The sequence below is a fragment of the Corynebacterium sp. HMSC067D03 genome (assembly GCF_001811185.1).
In the GTDB taxonomy this organism is placed as follows: domain Bacteria; phylum Actinomycetota; class Actinomycetes; order Mycobacteriales; family Mycobacteriaceae; genus Corynebacterium; species Corynebacterium coyleae.
The window spans coordinates 1-17,184 of record NZ_KV803818.1 but is presented as its reverse complement, the minus strand read 5'-3'; the positions used below and the strand labels follow the sequence as shown (position 1 = coordinate 17,184).

General features: G+C 63.8%; 13 protein-coding genes and 1 pseudogene. 5 read left to right on the top strand and 9 right to left on the bottom strand.

The annotated features are described in order from the left end of the window. Positions 1 to 15: 15 nt before the first annotated feature. On the top strand, positions 16 to 849 hold the full coding sequence (locus HMPREF2785_RS05680; protein WP_083308892.1) for a hypothetical protein: 834 nt from the start codon (positions 16 to 18) through the stop codon (positions 847 to 849). Between the two features lie 59 nt (positions 850 to 908). On the opposite strand, the gene HMPREF2785_RS05675 is transcribed toward HMPREF2785_RS05680, so the two are convergent. The 7 genes from HMPREF2785_RS05675 to HMPREF2785_RS05645 are packed head-to-tail and all read right to left on the bottom strand — an operon-like array spanning position 909 to position 12,447. After that, positions 909 to 2,960 (bottom strand): ATP-dependent DNA helicase UvrD2, encoded by a 2,052-nt coding sequence (locus tag HMPREF2785_RS05675; protein WP_070451108.1) that lies wholly within the window; start codon positions 2,958 to 2,960, stop codon positions 909 to 911. Continuing rightward, on the bottom strand, positions 2,950 to 4,053 hold the full coding sequence (locus HMPREF2785_RS05670) for a potassium channel family protein (protein WP_070422417.1): 1,104 nt from the start codon (positions 4,051 to 4,053) through the stop codon (positions 2,950 to 2,952). Before HMPREF2785_RS05670 ends, HMPREF2785_RS05675 begins: the two co-directional genes overlap by 11 nt. Next, positions 4,050 to 7,346 (bottom strand): ATP-dependent helicase, encoded by a 3,297-nt coding sequence (locus tag HMPREF2785_RS05665; RefSeq protein WP_246821166.1) that lies wholly within the window; start codon positions 7,344 to 7,346, stop codon positions 4,050 to 4,052. Before HMPREF2785_RS05665 ends, HMPREF2785_RS05670 begins: the two co-directional genes overlap by 4 nt. Further along, the gene (locus tag HMPREF2785_RS05660) at positions 7,339 to 10,413 is read right to left on the bottom strand and encodes an ATP-dependent DNA helicase (protein ID WP_070614495.1); all 3,075 of its coding nucleotides are present in this window, start codon (positions 10,411 to 10,413) and stop codon (positions 7,339 to 7,341) included. Before HMPREF2785_RS05660 ends, HMPREF2785_RS05665 begins: the two co-directional genes overlap by 8 nt. Before the next feature lie 21 nt (positions 10,414 to 10,434). Then, entirely contained in the window at positions 10,435 to 11,154 is a 720-nt protein-coding gene (locus HMPREF2785_RS05655; protein WP_141750646.1) for a hypothetical protein, read from the bottom strand. A 13-nt stretch (positions 11,155 to 11,167) separates the two neighbouring features. After that, positions 11,168 to 12,199 (bottom strand): DUF3152 domain-containing protein, encoded by a 1,032-nt coding sequence (locus tag HMPREF2785_RS05650; protein WP_224213005.1) that lies wholly within the window; start codon positions 12,197 to 12,199, stop codon positions 11,168 to 11,170. Between the two features lie 11 nt (positions 12,200 to 12,210). Further along, positions 12,211 to 12,447 (bottom strand): DUF3107 domain-containing protein, encoded by a 237-nt coding sequence (locus HMPREF2785_RS05645; protein ID WP_342448817.1) that lies wholly within the window; start codon positions 12,445 to 12,447, stop codon positions 12,211 to 12,213. Positions 12,448 to 12,556: 109 nt separating this feature from the next. On the opposite strand from HMPREF2785_RS05645, the gene HMPREF2785_RS05640 reads away from it, so the two are divergent. Together HMPREF2785_RS05640 and HMPREF2785_RS05635 are read left to right on the top strand one after the other, a co-directional pair. Then, positions 12,557 to 13,891 carry a DEAD/DEAH box helicase gene (locus tag HMPREF2785_RS05640; RefSeq protein WP_070451112.1) on the top strand — a complete coding sequence of 445 codons (1,335 nt, stop codon included), beginning with the start codon at positions 12,557 to 12,559 and terminating at the stop codon, positions 13,889 to 13,891. Further along, the gene (locus tag HMPREF2785_RS05635; protein ID WP_083308890.1) at positions 13,888 to 15,099 is read left to right on the top strand and encodes an Rv3212 family protein; all 1,212 of its coding nucleotides are present in this window, start codon (positions 13,888 to 13,890) and stop codon (positions 15,097 to 15,099) included. The genes HMPREF2785_RS05640 and HMPREF2785_RS05635 overlap by 4 nt, the downstream gene beginning before the upstream one ends. Positions 15,100 to 15,129: 30 nt before the next feature. On the opposite strand, the gene HMPREF2785_RS05630 is transcribed toward HMPREF2785_RS05635, so the two are convergent. After that, on the bottom strand, positions 15,130 to 15,621 hold the full coding sequence (locus HMPREF2785_RS05630; protein ID WP_224213006.1) for a hypothetical protein: 492 nt from the start codon (positions 15,619 to 15,621) through the stop codon (positions 15,130 to 15,132). Positions 15,622 to 16,091: 470 nt separating this feature from the next. Here HMPREF2785_RS05630 and HMPREF2785_RS05625 point away from each other — a divergent pair, with 470 nt between their 5' ends. Together HMPREF2785_RS05625 and HMPREF2785_RS12370 are read left to right on the top strand one after the other, a co-directional pair. After that, positions 16,092 to 16,355 (top strand): WhiB family transcriptional regulator, encoded by a 264-nt coding sequence (locus HMPREF2785_RS05625; RefSeq protein ID WP_070422423.1) that lies wholly within the window; start codon positions 16,092 to 16,094, stop codon positions 16,353 to 16,355. Positions 16,356 to 16,427: 72 nt separating this feature from the next. Then, positions 16,428 to 16,502 (top strand): 50S ribosomal protein bL37, encoded by a 75-nt coding sequence (locus HMPREF2785_RS12370; protein WP_099046258.1) that lies wholly within the window; start codon positions 16,428 to 16,430, stop codon positions 16,500 to 16,502. A gap of 368 nt (positions 16,503 to 16,870) precedes the next feature. On the opposite strand, the pseudogene HMPREF2785_RS11965 reads toward HMPREF2785_RS12370, so the two are convergent. Beyond that, positions 16,871 to 17,184: pseudogene (locus tag HMPREF2785_RS11965) on the bottom strand (hypothetical protein); the annotation flags it as partial.

The following is a 17,184-nucleotide window of genomic DNA, read 5'->3' as shown; positions in this document are numbered from 1 at the left end:
GGGGGTGGAACACACGTGGCAATCCAAGAACACACACGCATTCAACTTGCGCGCGGCGTTCGCGTTTTCGTACGCGCGCCAGAGACAATCCAGTTCGGGGCGGACGCGACACGCACCGGGCTCATCACCGTGCCCAGCGCCGACGAGGTGGTCACGGTCCTCGACTCACTGACGCATCCGCGGATGCTCAAAACCGTTGTCGCAGCCCTTGCGGTGCATCTCGGTGAGGCGCGTGCGCGCAGTCTTATCGACGACCTCATCACCTACCGGCTCCTCATCCCCACCACCACCCCACAAGTGCTGGTGGTGGGGCGCGACGCGCTGGCCTCCCAGATCACGCTGCTGCTGTCGCGCCGTGGTGTGGTGACGCGCAGCCCGATGAAGGACGAGTCGGTGAGCAAGTTCCTGCTCGATCACGAGCCGCACCTGCCGGTGCTTGCCGTGAACTGTGCTGCCGAAGTGGATCAGATCGCTGCCGCGACCCGTGGCCGGCGTGGCCCTGTGGTGCCGGTGACGCAGTTCGACGCGCGCGTGGTCGTCGGCCCTGTGTGCGCTCCGTCTGGGCCGTGCCCGGTGTGCGCCCGGCTGTACCTTTTGGAACGGGACCCAAACATCGACCAGGTGGAGGAGCACCTCCCGCCGGCGATCGCCGCCGAGCCGGTGTCCTTAGCAGCCGGTGCGGTGGCGGCAGCGACGGTGGCGGGCAGGCTTGCCGGTGCGCCCGACCCGCCCGGGGTGTCGGCGCCGACACCTGTGGCTGGTGACGTGGTGGTCGCAGACCCGTTCGCGCCTTCACCTGTTCTGGCGCGGCAGGTGCCGTCGCACCCAGACTGCCCGATGTGCTTCTAGCGCTGGCTGGGCTGGCGCGGCTGGGGTGGCGCGGCTGGGCTGGCGCGGCTGGGGCTGCCTTAGTGGCGGTGCTCCTCAAGCGTTGCCAGCACGCCCGCGCCGTACTCCTCCACCTTCACCGGCCCAATGCCGGAGATGCCAAGCAGTTCCGTCTCGTTTGCGGGCATGGCTTCGGCGATTGCCATGAGTGTCACGTCCGAGAACACCATGTAAGCCGGGCGTCCCGCTGCGCGTGAGACGTCGAGGCGCCAGCGTTTCAGGGCGGCGAGCACGTTCTCGTCGTAACTCGGCTCGCACTCCTCGTGGCGTCCGAGCGCCTTGTCTGCTGGGCTGAACAGCGGGTTGCCACATACGCGACAGCGGCGGTTGCGCTTGAGGCGTTCCGGGGAGCGCTCCACATCAAGTTCCGGTGCGATGCCGTCCAAGAAGCGCGACCGCGACCGGTTCTTTCGCCCACCTTCCTGGCGCGACAGCGACCACGACAAGTGCAGGTGCTCACGCGCACGCGTCACCCCGACGTAGAACAGGCGGCGTTCTTCTTCGATCTGGTCGTCGCCGGCCTTGATCGCGTGCGAGATCGGCAAGGTGTTCTCCACCAGGCCAACAAGAAATACCGCGTCCCACTCCAGGCCCTTCGCGGCGTGCAGGCTGGCCAGTGTCACACCATCTACGGCTGGGGGCTGCTTGGCTTCCGCGCGCTGGCGCAGGGAGCGCAACACCTGCGGGAGATCCTCGGCTTCTCGGGTGCGGACGATCTCCTCGATGAGATCCACAAGCGCGCTGAGTGACTGCCAGCGCTCACGAGCCTGGGCGCCCTCGGGTTCGGTCTGGGTCAGGCCGATGGGTGCGAACGCGGCGCGAGCAACCGCCACCGGATCGTCCGGCAGGTCCGTACGACGCGCGGCACGGACCAGCGCTGCGATGGCTTCGCGGATCTCGGCGCGGTGGAAGAACCCTTCCCCACCACGGACTTGGTAGGCAATGCCGGCATCCGCCAGCGCCGCTTCAAACGCGGCCGACTGGGAGTTAATGCGGTACAGGATGGCGATTTCGCGGGCGGGGACGCCGTCATCAAGCAAACGCCTGATCGCGCGGGCCACGGCGCGAGCCTCAGACGGCTCGTCGTCGTAACCGTTGAACTGTGGCGCCGGACCGCGCCCGCGCATGCCCTCCAGTTCCAGGCGAGTGCCGGCGACGCGCCCCTTGGCCTTGCCGATGACAGTGTTGGCCAACTCGGTGACTTCTACCGTGGAACGGTAGTCGCGCTGCAGTTTCACCACCGTGGCGTGCTCGTAGGTGCGCGAGAAGTTCAGCAGGTAATCCGGGGTGGCGCCGGTAAACGAGTAAATGGTCTGGTTGGCATCGCCCACCACGGTCAAATCGTCGCGATCACCCAGCCAGCCCTCCAGCACGCGCTGCTGCAGCGGGGTGACGTCCTGGTACTCGTCCACCACAAAGGTCTGGTACTGGGCGCGGAACTCCTCCGCCACCGCAGGTGCGTTCTCAAGCGCGCCGGCGACGTGCAGCAGCAGGTCGTCGAAATCGAGCAGCATGCCATCCGGGCTCGTCTTCGCCTCCTCGTAGAGGCGGTACACCTGGGCCACGCGCTGCGGATCCGTCGGCGGGGTGCGCGGGGTATCGGCGATGCGTGCGGCGTAATCCTCCGGGCCGATCACGCTGGCTTTGGCCCACTCGATCTCGCTAAGCAGGTCGCGCACCATTTCCTTGCCTGTATCCAGCCCACCGGCGCGCGCGGCGCGGGCGACCAACGGGAACTTGTTATCCAAAAGCCGCCACGGCAGGTCACCGGCGATCTGCGGCCAGAAGTACTGCAACTGCCGCATGGCCGCGGAGTGGAACGTGCGCGCCTGCACTCCCCCGATACCCATGGTGCGCAGACGGTCGCGCATCTCCCCTGCCGCGCGCTGGGTAAACGTCACGGCGAGCACCTTGTTCGGGGCGACCGTGCCGCGATCGATCAGGTTGGCAATGCGATACGTAATCGTCCTCGTCTTACCCGTGCCAGCACCCGCCAGGATGCACACGGGTCCGCGGGGTGCTTCGGCGGCGACACGTTGGTCGCTATCAAGCACGCTCAGATCAATCGTCATCGCGCACTGCCTTCTCCGCCTGGCGGCGGATATCCGGGGTGTTCATGCGCACGTACAGGAGGCGATCGCCCGGCTCGACCGTTTCTGCTTCGGGGGAATCGATGCGGTAGAGCTCACCGGAGCGCACCACACCAAGCACGATGTCGGCCAGGTGGCGCGGGTTCGCACCAACCTCGTCGTCCGCGATCTGACGCTCTGCCACCGCGAAGCCTTCGTCTGGGCTGAGCAGATCCTCCATCATCTCCACCACGGGCGGGGTCACCGTTGCGATGCCAAGCAGACGTCCGGCCGTTTCGGAGGAGACCACCACAGAGTCCGCGCCCGACTGCATAAGCAGGTGTTGGTTCTCACCCTCTCGCACACTGACCACGATCATGGCGCTCGGCGCCAACTCACGCACCGACAGCGTGATCAGCACGGCCGTATCGTCCGAAGACGGCGCCACAATCACCGAACGCGCACGGCTCACCGCCGCAATGCGCAGCACATCCGACTTGGTGCCATTGCCGTGCACCGTGACCAAACCGTGCTTCTCCGCGACGGCGAGCGCAGCCGGGTCTGGGTCGATGACAACAATCGACGATGGCGACGCACCGCCTGCCACCAATGCGTCGACCGCCGAGCGGCCCTTCGTGCCGTAGCCGATAACGATGGTGTGGTTGCGCACGGTATTCCTCCACTGTTGGATCTGCAGCGTCTTACGGGAATCCTCCGTCAGCACCGACAAAGTCGTACCGACGAGGAGCATCAGGAAGGCCACACGGGCCGGAGTGACGAAGAAAATGTTGATGACTCGGGCCGACTGCGTCACCGGAGTGATATCGCCATAGCCCGTGGTAGACAGGGTCACCGCCGAGTAATACAACGCGTCAATGAACGTCAACGGCTCGGAGTATCCATTGCGATCAATGAACGCGACGATCGCGACGGCAACGATAAGCAGCAGGGCGTAGCCGAACCGGCGCGCGATCAACGACCACGGCGTCGCCCGCTCGAGGGCCGGGATACTGACCACATCGAGCAGGTGGTGCACCGGGATCGCCGTTTGATCCGCGGCGTTCGCGCTCAGCGTAAAAACCCTGCGCAGTTTCATTCCGTTTCGTCCTTACCCTTGCCTTCAGCAGATCTGCTGAGTAGCTCTTCGAGTTCTGCCGCATCGGGCAGACTACGCGGAGCATACGTCTCACCGGTGCGCACGTAGAAAAATACAGCGCGAACCGGACGACCGTCACCACAGATACGCTCCCAAGCCGCCTTGTAAACCGCAAGCTGCAACTGCGCCGCTTCCATCGCATCCCGCTTCGGCTTCTCGCCGGTCTTCCAGTCCACGACGGTCCAGCCGTCCACATCCTCGAAGACGGCATCCATACGTCCGCGGACCACGCCCTCGCCCACGGCGAGCTCGAAGGGATGCTCCACAAACGTCGGGGTGCGCGACGCCCACTCACTGGCCTCAAAGTTTCGCTTGAGCCGCTCGAGTATCGCGCGATCCACCTCAGCCTCATCCCCGCCGGGAAGTTCGTCTTCGGTCAGCAACGGGCGTGCACCGTAGAACTCCTCCAACCACTCGTGGAAGGCGGTACCGCGCTTGGCGTAAGTGTTCGGCTTAAACGGCACTGGGCGGCGTGCCCGGCGCGCGAACTGCACCGGGTCGGCCTTGAGCGCCACCACATCGGACGCGGTCAGTTCGCCCGGCATAACCACCGGGACGTCGCCGGCCTGGGCCTGCTCGTGTTCTTCGATGAGTGCAGAGACGTCGCGCTCCCAGAGGGTAAACAGTTCGCCGTCTACGAACTTTGGCAGGTTCTCGCGCGCGGCGTTGACCGCCTGCGCGGCTGCTTCGTCCTCGGCTAGCGGGGCGTAGTTTGGCCAGCGGCCGGTGCGCTCGCCGTCGTCGACAAGAGCGTCGGCGCTGGCGTCGGTATCGCTGTCTGCTTCAGCATCCGTGCCGTCGTTCCAGACCACCACGCACTCGGGTGCGACAACGTCGCGCATGGTGGCGAAGTGCTCGTACGGCGCTGCTTCCTTGACCACGTCAGGCCTACGGCGCGAACCTGTAACGATGAGTTTCCCGCCAGAACGCGTCACCGCAACATAGAACAGACGCGCTGCCTCCTCGGCCAGGTCCGCGGTGACGTGCTTCTTCCACGCCTCGCCCGCCTTTTGGTAGTCGGTGCGTGTGTCCACCTCGCCGAACTCCGGGAAGATCTCCGGATCGCCGTAGGTCTCCGTAGGCAGAAACTGCACGAAGGTGAGGAAGGTTTCCGTCTTCGGCTTATACGTCTCCGAATCGGCATGCAGCACCGCGACGGTATCCCACTCCAAGCCTTTCGCCTTGTGGGCTGTCATGATCTGCACCCGGTCGTCCTTCACCGTCACCGCACCCGGGGTCAGGCTGTCTTCGTGCTCGCGGGCGAGTTCGAAGTAGTCCAGCAGCCCGTCCAGGCCCGCGCCGGGGTAATTGGCCACCTCCTCCAACAGTCGATCCAGATGCACCGCGCCCGTCGCGCTGTGGCGGGAGAGCACCTCGGTGCGGATGCCGAAGACGTGGATGATGTCCGCGAACAGGTCACTTAAGCGCTTGCCCAGGCTGTGGGTGCGCAGCCAGCGCAGCTTGGCGGCCGTATCGCGCATGCGCTGCAGGCCTTCTTCGCTGTAGCGTTCCGGCTCGCCGAGATCCGCCAGCGCATCCGTGAGTCCTTCTGGGCGGTCGGTGCGCGCCTTGATGTCGTCGGCTTGGGCAATCGCGTCTTCGAGTTGGCTGACCAAGTGGGCGTAGGGGTCGCTGATACGCTGCGTGTTTTCGCGGTGGTCTTCTTTGCCACGCAGGTTGTTCGCGCGCGATGCCAGCGCACGCAAGTCCGCAAGGCCCAACCCAACAGCAGGCCCGCCGAGGACGCGCAGTGCTGCCGCGGTGTCGTCGGGACGCACAAGCATTGTCGCCACGGCAACCGTATCGGCGACCTCCGGCACGTCCAGCAACCCGCCCAGGCCAACGATTTCGTAGGGCACACCGCGGGCCTCGAGTGCTGCGGCGATGAGTTGCGAGTGCTTGTTCTTGCGCACAAGCGTGGCCGCCGAAAACGGCTCCTCGGCTTCCTGGGCCTGGGCGTATGTCTTCGCCAGCTCATCGGCGACGAACTCGATCTCTTCGGCCTGCGTGCCAAAGAACCCGAGCGTGACATCGCCAGCATCCGCCCCCGGGCGCGGCGCCAACGGTGCCACGGCACGCTTTGTCTCGTCGGTGCCCAGGATCGCATCGGACACCCCGTTGGCCAGATCCAGCACCTCAGGCGGGTTGCGCCACGAGGTGGTCAACTGCAATTTCGGCGCTGGTGAGCCGCCTTCAAGCGGGAAGTCCTCTACGAACGCCTGCAGGTTCGCCGCGGTCGCGCCACGCCAGCCGTAAATCGCCTGCATCGGATCGCCCACCGCTGTGACCGTCAGGCCCGGATCTTGCGCTTCGCCGAAAAGGCTGCGCAGCAACACGCGCTGGGAGTGCGAGGTGTCTTGGTACTCGTCCAGCATGACCACGCGGAAGCGATTGCGTTGCGACGCCCCCACCACCGCATGATCACGTGCCAACGCAGACGCGAGAGACATCTGTTCGTTGAACGTGATCACACCACGTTTACGCAGCTCCTCGTTCACTGCCTGTGCGAGCGGCAGGTAGTTCACGCGCTCCTTCTGGATATCGCGCCACCCCTGCAAGATCTTCGAAAACTCGGTCTTGCTTGCCGAAGGGTACGACTCCGTCTCCGCAAGGAAGTCGTGGGCATGCTCGGTGACCCACTCCGGGGTGGCAAGTTCATTGCCCATCGCGGTGATGAGTTTGAGCACGTTTTGCACCACGCTGCTCAGCGCACGATTCTTCCCGTCCGGCAGCAGCGTGCCAGCGTAGTTGCTGACCACCTCCGTAGTGATGGCATGCAACTCCGCATCCGTGATCAGCCGCGCGTCCGGTTCCGCCGGCACGAGCAGGCCGTACTCGCGGATCAGGGTGCCAGCGTACGAGTCATAGGTGGACACCTGCGGCGCGATGACCTCTAAACGCTTGGCTAATTCCCCAGACGGATCGAGGCGCGCAACCAGGTCGCGGTTCTGCGCTAGCGTGGCCAGGCGGTCGCGGATACGCTTTTTCATCTCCTGGGCGGCCTTGCGGGTAAACGTCAGACCCAGAATCTCTTCGGGGCGTGCAAAGCCATTAGCGACGAGCCACACCACACGCGCGGCCATCGTCTCCGTCTTGCCGGCACCGGCACCTGCGACAACCAGTAGCGGGCCAGGCTGGGCACCGATAACCTCCGCCTGCTGGTCCGTCGGCGGGAACTTCTGCCCGAGGTAGCGCGACAGCAGCTTCGGGGACATGGGTTCTTGGTTAAACATTGTGAATCATCTCCCCTTCCGGCTGCACCGGGCACAAGGCGCGCACACTGCAGCGATCGCAATGCTTCCCCGTTGTGGCAAGCAGCGTAGGTCCTGTCATTTCGGCGGGCAATGTATCGATAGCCTCGGCGAACTCTGCTAGCTCCTCTGGTGTCTTGGCAGCCTGCTCAAGCACCGTGATGGCCTTGGTGTCCTTCTTCGGGAACACCAGCATCGCACCACCCACGGTGATGTCCGACTCCCCGCGTGCGGTAACGACCCGCTCGCCGTCGAACGTGCCGTGAGCCAGCGCGAGTTGGTAGGTAAGCAACTGGGCGTGCTCACCGATCTCCTTCTTCGTGGGCGCCGTCGCACCAGTCTTTAGATCCACCACGTAGAGCGCACCATCGTCGTCGCGCTCGAGGCGGTCCACACGACCCCGGACGCGCACGTTGTCGCTGACTTGCACGTCAACGGATGTTTCCACCGCGACCTGTTCAAACGCGCCACGGCTCGTTTCTAGCCAGGTGCGGGTGCGCTCCAGCAAGCGCTCAAACTCCTCGATGTCGCGCTGCGCCTTCCACGCAGGTGCGTCACTGACCTCCTTGCGTGCGGCGATCACGGCGTTAAACGCGTCGTCCGGATCCACACCACGGCCGAGCGCTTCCAGGTAGGCGTGGCCCATCACGCCGTAGACCATGTCCATCGACTCGTCCAGGCCCACCATGCGCTGCAATACCTCACTCATCGGGCACTTCAGCAGGCCTTCTACTCGCGACGGCGACAGCGTCGGGCTGGCGCTCAGCGGCTCATCCGTAGACACCGTCGTGGTGGTCCACCACTGCCGAGGGTCCGCACCAAGCACACCCGCGTCCGCCAGGCGCGCCAACTGTCGGGCAGCCTGGGAGCGCGTCGCCTCATCCACCGAAGGATCCGTGAGCACCCGGCGGAACTCCGCCACCAGATCGTCGTGGGCGAGCACGCGCACGAGCGTCTCGGTGTCGTCGCCAAGATCCGCCTGCGATGCCGAACTCAGCCGCAAGCGTGCCGGGGTGAGGCCGTGGTCTTCACAGAATTCCTCGACGAATCGGGAGGGTTCACCTTCTTTCTCCGCATCTTCGTCGTCAACCGCAATCACCAGCAGGTAATCAGTCGCACGCGTGGTGGCGACGGTAAACAGGCGGCGTTCCTCAATCAGACGCTCCACGGTGTGGGAGACCGGCACGTCCGGATCCACGTCATGATCCACCAGGTCGATCAAGTCTTCTTGGCGGAACAGCGAGCCGGTCTCCCCCAGGTTTGGCCATGTATCGTCCTGCACGCCCGCCACGATGACACGGCGAAACTCTCGCCCGACAGCACCGTGAGCGGTGAGCAGCGACACTGCATCGGGGGTTGCGGTGCGCCGGTCGCGCACACCGGTGGGCAGTTCCTGTTCCAGGATGAAGTCCACGAACGACTCCACCCCGGCAGCGGGACGGCGCTCCGTATAGTCGCCCGCAGCATCGAACAGTGCCATGACGGAATCTAGGTCGCGGTCCGCTTGCGAGCCCGTCGCACCACCGCGCAGCGCCGAGGCCAACAAGCGATTCGACAGGCCCGTGGCCTGCCACAGCGCCCAAAGGATCTCTTCTACGCTGCCGTCTTCCGCGTAGGCCTGACGTCCCGCGTCAAGCACGCCACGCACGTGCTGGAGGATGTCGAGCTCACGGTCGGTCAACCACGTATCAAAGTCAGGCAACCCGGCGGGATCCGTCAGCAACTCGCGCAGCGACTCTTCGGCACGACGCTCAGGTGCCCAGCGGCGAAGCCCACGAATGAGGCGACGCAGCGTTACCGGATCCGCACCACCCACAGGCCCAAGCAGCAGGTCGCGCCACTCGCTCGGCGTGAGCTCCTCGTACAGTGCCCGGATGCCCAGCAACAGCGATGCCACCAGGCGCTGCTCCGAAAGCACCAGGTCCGTCGGGTTGAGCGACACCGGAACCCCAGAGCGCAACAGCGCGCGGCGCACCGGATCAATGCCCGTGGTCGAGCGGACAATCACCGCCATATCCCGGTAGTCCACGTCGTGTTCGAAGTGGGCACGGCGCAGCGCATCCGCCACCGCCGCCAGTTGCGTTGCAGAATCGGGCGCAATTGCCACGCTGCGACGCGGATCGCGCTTGGACTCCCCCAGGTCAATCGTGGTGTGCTCCAGCCCGCCAAGGGTGCGGAAGAACTCAGGCGACGCACCACGGAAGTGGAACACCGACTGCTCCTCGTCCCCGCCGACCACACCCAAGTCCGCCTGATCCAGCAGGCGCTTGACCAGCGCGCCGGCAGCGGGTGCGAGGTGCTGGGCATCGTCCACAATCACCGTGTGCCACCTGCGCGGCAGTGGCAGTCGCACCGCCTGATCCACCAGCTCCGAGGCGGACAGCCTGCGCGCTCCCGAAAGCGCCATCACCTGCTGGTACTCGCGCAAGAATTCGCCAGACGCGCTCCAGATGCCCACACCATGTCGGCTGCCCAGCTCCTCCAGTTCGACAGGGCCAAGACCACGTTCCACTGCACGCAGCAGGAAGTCACGCAGCTGACGGGCAAAGCCGACCAGTGGAAGCGCCGGGCGCAGATCCTCCGGCCACGAGCCACGAGCATCCTCGTCCTGGCCTTGGAGCAACTGGCGGATCACTGCGTCCTGCTCCGCGCCGGAGATCAGGCGGATTTCTTCGTCCACATGCGAGCGCAAAATGGCAAAGGCCAGCGAGTGCACGGAGCGCACCATGGGCTCATCGGTAACAAACCCCGACTGCGCCAGCGTGTCCGACAACTGCGAGCGCAGCCGTCCGGCGGTTTCCTTCGAGTCCGTCAGCACCAAAATGCCACCCGGGTCCCCCGCGCCTGCGTGACGACGCACCGCGGCCGCCACCGTATCCACAAGAAAACTACTCACGCCTGAGCCGGGCCGGCCGGTGACCTTCCACAACCCGGCCTCAGGCAGCGGGTTGTCCCAGGTCCGCGGGGTGATGTTGCGGTCCCGCGGCACAAGATAGGCCTTCGGCTCAAGCGCAGCCGGGGGCACAGGTGAAGGGTGTGGAAACAACATAAGGGAGATTGTGCCAGGTCGCTACGACACGACAATCTCAACCACGTCATCTATCGAACATACATCCGAACCGAGCCCGCGAGTCGTGTGTCGACGGTACTCGATCGCCTTCTCCAACAACCAGTCCAGCCTGGGGATATGCGACCAACGCGCCACAATGTCCGGATCCACAGCACCGGCCAGCAGACCATCGACGATCACCAGCGCTGCCGTAAATCCACGCGGGCGCAATCCAACGGACGGATCAAACTCGGTCAGCACAGGCTCAGCGTGGCCATCGAACAGCAGGTGCGACAGGAAATCCAGGTGCGCGACTGCACCTTCAGACCCGAGGTGCTCCTCGCGCCACACCGCCCGGTCAGCATTGGCAACCAGCCCGGTGCGCTCGCCGGAGGGGGCTTCGATGCCGGCCACGGCGTCGTCGTAAAGCAATGCTGCTGCAACCGCCTCATCGACACGCTCGCGCGGCTCACCGGTGGCAAACTCAGTCGCGCAATACCCCGCAACGATCAAGCGACCATCCGTCGCACGCACAGGACGCGAAATGCGCAGCCCCTCCCCCGGCACTGCCTTCTCACGCGCCTTGCCAGACCACGCGGACGTCTCACGCGCATGCGACAACACAACACGTCCGAAGCGCAGGCCATTGTTCCAAAATTGCGGGACCGCAACCGGCTCAATGTCGTCGATCTGGAATGCGGAAAGCACATGTGCCGGAATCGGCTTAAGCAAAGAAACCACCGACACCACCTTCTTAATTCACGGCCGGACGCGGATACGGCCACGGGTTCGGCCGGCACGTGTCGTCGTTGTTCGGGTAGTTCTCCTCCGGGCTCATCTCATGCAACTGCGCATTGTTCAGGCTCAGCGTCTGCTGCATCATGATCGGCGCAAGCGCATTCGCCTCCGGGCACGGCACGTGCTCCGCAAAGCCCACAGCGTGGCCCACCTCGTGATTAATCAGGTACTGGCGGTACGAACCGATGTCACCCTGGAACGGCACGGCACCGCGCACCCAGCGCGACTCGTTAATAATCACCGTGTCCTCGCCCGTAATGCGAGTACGGCAACTCGTCTCCGTACCCAACGCGGCACCACAGAGCTCCGCCGTCGTATCCAGAGAGGTCAAACGGATCTTCAGCGTCGGATCCTGATCTGCCGACACGTGTTCGAAGCGGAAGCGCGGATCGTTCGTCCACCCGCGCGGATCCATCAACGTTGCATCCACCATCTGGGCAAACGACTGATCCCCGCCGTAACCGGAGGCGTCGATGCCGTGCTCGACCTCGACGATGTAGCGCACCACAATCTCAGTGCCCTGGCCCGCATTGGCACCAGGGATGCCGACCTCGTAGAACGTGCCCTCACCCGTCGTGGTGTACGGGCCACCCGGCGGCAGATCGTGCGGGTCAAAGATGCCTTCCGCGATCTTCGCAGGCTCCAGCGGCTTCGGTTGATCCGCATCCGCACCAGCCATGCCCGCTTCACCGGCCGGAGCCGACGCAGACTCGGCGACCGTCCCGATCGCCTGCTCATCCGGGTTTTGCACCATGTCCAGCAGGACAAACACGGTAATTACCGCAAGCACCGGGATCGCATACGCGCGCCACCCGTACTCGCGGGCAAAGGCGACAAGACGTCCCTCTTCGCGGCTTGTGCCCTGCGGGGTGTCGTCGCCAGACTCCATACCCCAGCTATCAAACCAGTCGCCGAAGTCCTCTTCAGCGCCCCCGTGGTGCTCACTATGGCGCCCACCGTGAGACGGAGTGCCCTGCTGTTGTGCCATGTCTGAGTAATTTAGCGCATGAAGCCGACGCTACGGGCCGTGGTGCTGCCCTGCTCGACGTAAACGACACGGTCAGTGCGGATCAGGTAGGAGTGGCCCTTGGCATCCTCCAGCTTGAAGGTTGCCTGACCGTTCGCAATCGCCTGCTCGACGGTGGCAAAGATGTCTTCCTGGCCCTCCGGAAGCTTGATCGCTAGTTCGCGCGGGGTGTCTGCAAGACCAATCTTGATATCCATTTTCTCGCTCACTGTCCTTTTCTTGTTGCGCTTTGTGTGTGTGCCCGCAGGTGCAATAGCTAAACGTAACCACCTGCTGGCGGACGGCCCCATTGTAACGGCCGGTAGCTAAGATGAACGCGTGCCCTACGCAGCTGAGAGTGAACAACGTGGCGCTGCTCGTCGTGCGCCAAAGAAAACGACGTTTGCCGGGTTGGGGGTTGCGGCTGAAATTGTGGACGCGCTTGCGGACCACGGCATCACCCACCCGTTCTCCATTCAGGAGCTCACGTTGCCCATCGCGCTGGCCGGCCGCGACATCATCGGTCAAGCCCGCACGGGTATGGGCAAGACGCTCGGGTTTGGTGTTCCGGTGCTGGACCGCGTGTTCGACGACGCCGATATTGCAGAACTCGACGGCACCCCGCGCGCGCTGCTGATCGCCCCGACGCGCGAACTTGCGGTGCAGGTCGGCGAGGACATCGAACGCCTTGCCGTACACACGCCGGTGCGCGTGGCCACGGTCTACGGTGGTCGCCCCTACGAGGAACAACTCGAGGCACTCGAAGCGGGCGCGGACATTGTTGTCGGCACGCCTGGCCGCCTGATTGACCTGCATGACCGTGGCGCGCTCGTACTGGATAAGGTTGCCATCCTCGTGCTTGACGAGGCCGACGAGATGCTTGACATGGGCTTTCTTCCGGACATCGAAAAGCTTTGGTCCGCCGTGGGCGCAACGCAGACCATGCTCTTTTCCGCCACCATGCCGGGCCCGATCCTGTCCCTTGCCCGTTCGAAGATGAACAAGCCGGTGCACATCCGCGCCGAATCCGAAGATGCCTCCGCTACCCACGCCACCACCCGTCAGGTTGCGTTCCTCTCCCACCGCATGGACAAAGCCGAGGTCATCGCCCGTATCCTGCAGTCTCCGGGCCGCGAGCGCACCATTATTTTCGCCCGCACGAAGCGCTCGGCGGCCGATCTCGCCGAGGATCTTGCTGGCCGTGGCTTTGCCGTCGGCGCGGTCCACGGCAACCTCGGCCAGGTTGCGCGCGAGAAAGCTCTTGATGCTTTTCGACGAGGCGACGTGGAAATCCTCGTCGCCACCGACGTCGCGGCACGCGGCATTGATGTCGACGACGTCACCCACGTGATCAACTACCAAACCCCGGACGACCCCATGACGTATGTCCACCGCATCGGGCGAACCGGCCGCGCAGGACGCACCGGCGTGGCGGTCACCCTCGTCGGCTACGACGAAGCGACGAAGTGGTCCATGATCAACACCGACCTCGACCTGGGCAAACCCAACCTGCCCGAGTGGTTCTCCACCTCCCCTGAACTGCAGGAGGAGTTCGGTTTCCCGGAGTCAGCTACTGGCCATGTCGGACGCCCGCGTAAAGTGCTCGGGGCACGACCAAACCGTCCATCCCGCCCGGCGGCTCCGGGCAAGCGTTCAGGAAGGAAACGGCGTTGAGTAAGCCTTTGCGTCGCACCCGCCGCGACCTCATTGCCACCGGTGTCATCGCCGGCGTTTCGGCATTGCTTGTCGGCACCGCCTTTTTCACCGCCCCGGTGCGCCAGGCTGATCTCTCTCCAGCAGCCGAAGCTCAGGAGGATTTTGGTCAGTTGGCGGTGGTGCCGTCGTCGCTAAGCGAGGGCTTCCGGCTCACCGACACCTCCGGACGCGCGCAACCGCTCGTAGCCAACGGCTTGATCATTACTTATAACGATCACACGCTGACCGCGACGAACCCTGAGGGCGAGACCGTCTGGACCTACGAACGCCCCAACGACCTGTGCCTGATGGATCAGGCGTGGGACAAGGTTGTGGCTGTCTACCGCGACAACGCTGGCTGCGGCGACGTGGTGGCCATCGACGCGAAAACCGGCCAATACGCCGGCACCCGATCCGCCCCGGCGTCTGAAATCGTCACGCGCCTGGCCTCGAACGACCGCATTGGCTACGCCTCCAGCGAACGCATCGAAGTATGGCGCTCCGACATGGTGCGCACCATGGAATACGGCTACATCGAAGCCCCGCAAGAATCCGACATGCAGCCCAACCCAGGCTGCGTGATCACCTCCGCGCTCACCCGCACCGAACTCGTCGCGCTGACCGAAACGTGTGGGGACGGCACCTTCCTCCGCATCCAAAAGGCAACCCCGGAAGACTCCCGCGAACCCGAAGTCGACGCCAACATTGAGATCGACCCGCAGGCCTACCTCGTCGCCGTCTCCCAAGACGCCGCCGCGGTCTACGACCCGTCAAAGAAGCAGGTCCTGGCCTACGACAAGGAAGGCAACAACACCAGCTCCTCCTCGGTGCCAGCAATGGGTGAGCCACAGCGTCTCGACGGCACCATCGCCGTCCTCCCCGTCGCCGACCTCCCCCACCATATGTCCTACTGGCAGGACGACTCCCTCCTGCTCATGGAGCCGGCAGGCCTGGGCGTCACCGGCGTGTTCCAAGGCGCACTCGGCACCGGCTTCGCCGCCGGCGACCGCCTGCTTTACGCCTCCCAGGACGGCATCGCGGTTGTGGATTGGGACAAAAACGCGGTCGACGAGATCATTCCCGTCGACCGCGGCGGCTACACCGGCCCCGTCCACATCTCCTCCGCCGGCGCAACCATTGTGGAAAAGCGTGGCGACGACATCGTCGTCCTCGACGCCAAGGTTTAGCGAGGCCGGAGGGGTGAGCGGTGTCGTCGATTAGCGGCGCGCCTTACGCTCCTCATACTGCGCCTCGTTATACGCCCTCGAACGCGGGTGGAACACGGTGACCAGCACCAACACCACCGAAATCAGTGTCGCCACGCCGAGCGTTACCGCCCCGCCGCGGAACATATAGATAGCCACGCCGCCAAGAATCGCCTCAATGAGGACCACCGCGCCAGTCGCACGCGGACGGCCGCGCAGAGTCTCCACCGACACAAACGCGATGTAGCCGAAAATGATCAGCAAAAACACCGCAGTACCGATGTTGACGTAACCAGCAACCGGCGAGTCGGACTCCAGGGTGTGCTCGGTAGCAAGGAACTGATCACGGATCAGCGTCACCACATAAACAAAGATCGCCAAGCACTGCACCAGCACCACCATCGCGCCGAAACGCATCAGGGGTGGGACCTCAGCATCCGCGAACGGCTGCTGCTCCGGGTCATTTGGGACGGGCGCGTGGGATTGATTCCGATTCGTAGTCACAACAAAGCAGTCTATCGCCACCGATACGGCAGATGAACCCCAGCGAACCGGCAGAAACCCGAAAAACACGATTTGACCCGGGCACCTCCACCACCTGTTTACTATCATCCCAGGTCAGAGGGTAGACCATTGGCTTGCGGATCGGCCCAGAAGCGCAAATGTGACCGCGATGACGTAGATACATTCTGTGATTCCACGCACATTTTGGCCTCGAACCCTAGCGGGCTTTGCATGAACATGTCATTATTCACAAGTAGCAAAAACAACGGGCTGGTAACTCAGCCCTTAACCCTCAGACACCACGGGGTTAACGCCCGGTAAACCGGAAGACGGGATCTCGAATCCACCGAGAGGCACCGCCCGGAGCCAGGAACCAAACTTTGTTTGCAACGCACCTACATCGTTGGGTGTTTTAGTGGTGCACGAAAACCGACCACGCAGTACCGATTTATTTTTTAAGGAGCATCATCATGGATTGGCGCCACGAAGCAATTTGCCGCGACGAAGACCCGGAACTGTTCTTCCCGGTTGGTAACTCCGGCCCCGCCCTCGCTCAGATCGCACAGGCGAAGCTTGTTTGCCATCGCTGCCCAGTAACCACCCAGTGCATGAAGTGGGCACTCGAGACCGGCCAGGACGCCGGCGTGTGGGGCGGCCTGTCTGAGGAAGAGCGTCGCGCACTGAAGCGTCGCAACAAGGCACTCGCCCGCAACCGCGCTCGCATGTCCGCCTAATTTTCCTCTCCGGTATCGCAGGCGATACAGTGATAAGTCTGTAACCGGTACAGATATATAAAGGAGACCCTCATGAGCAAGCGTGGTCGTAAGCGCAAGGATCGCCGCAAGAAGAAGGCGAATCACGGCAAGCGCGCTAACTCTTAAGCGCTAAAGCCCTCGCCCGGTACCTCCCCTTTCGGGAAGGTACCGGGCGTTTTCTTTTGCCCTCAGGGCCACTGCACTTTTGCACTCAGCGGGTTGTCTTGGTCGCGAAGTTCGGTGCTTGTTCGGGTGTTGCTCGACGGTCCTGGACAGTCGTTTTCCGCTGGTCGTCTAGCTCGGTGGTTGTGGAACCAGACGATGAGCTCCGTATTGACCATGGCTGTCGTTATCACCTGGGGGTTTGTGAAGGCGGTTTCGAGACCGTCTAGCTGTATGTGCGGGGGTGCTAGACGATCAGGTGTAGAGACGAAAAGAGAGTGTGCCCACCCGGTGTTGCGGGTGGGCACACTCTTTGTGGTTTGGGTGTTTGGTTAGAGCATCATGTTGGCGAAGCCGATGCCGATTCCGACGATGGCCAGCAGTGCGACGATCGGGGCGATGATGGCGGCGATGTTGACGTCTGCTCCTGCAGGCTTGTTGTTGTCTGCCTGCTTCTTGGCGTTGTCGACCTTGGCCGGTGCGTCCTGCTCAGCTTCAGCCTGGTCTTGTACCTTCTCCTCGGCCTTGTCGTTAGCCTTGTCGGCCTGAGCCGGGGCTTCTGCTTCTGCTTCGACCTGTGCTGGTGCTTCTGCTTTGTCGTCTGCTTTGTCGGCGGCGGGTGCTTCTACCTTGTTTTCTTCCTTGG